Source organism: Arthrobacter sp. 01L42 (assembly GCF_056400005.1).
This window is the reverse complement of record NZ_JBFTSL010000058.1, coordinates 1-429: the sequence shown is the minus strand read 5'-3', so window position 1 is coordinate 429 and position 429 is coordinate 1. Positions and strand designations below refer to the sequence as shown.

The window sequence follows — 429 nt, the reverse complement described above, 5'->3', positions numbered from 1 at the left end:
GCAGTACCATCGGCGCTGTGGGTCTTAGCTTCCGGGTTCGGGATGGGACCGGGCGTTTCCCCCACGCTATGACCGCCGTAACCCTTGCTCCGCCACCGGCCCGCTGTTGGCGGGGGTGGGGAAATCTGTGGTTACAACATGGCCGCTGCAGCGAATGCAGCTGTGGTGTTGTTATTTTGTTGTGGTTTTGTTCCTGTCGCAACGTGCCGTCGGTGACGGGTTTGTTGTTTGGGAACCACATAGTGGACGCAAGCAGTCTTGTTTCTTTGTACCCTCCCCATGGTGTGAACGTCTTTTGAATCCGTTCACGGGAAGAGTGTGTGGTGTAAGTTATCGGCCTATTAGTACCGGTCAGCTTCACGAGTCGTTAGTCCTCGCTTCCACATCCGGCCTATCAACCCAGTGGTCTGGCTGGGGGCCTCTCACACA

At 56.6% G+C, this 429-nt stretch carries 1 rRNA gene; it reads right to left on the bottom strand.

Features of this window, described 5'->3' with window-relative positions:
• A 5S ribosomal RNA gene (gene rrf, locus AC1DN2_RS21360) occupies nt 1-80 on the bottom strand; the annotation flags it as partial.
• Nucleotides 81-429 lie beyond the last annotated feature (349 nt).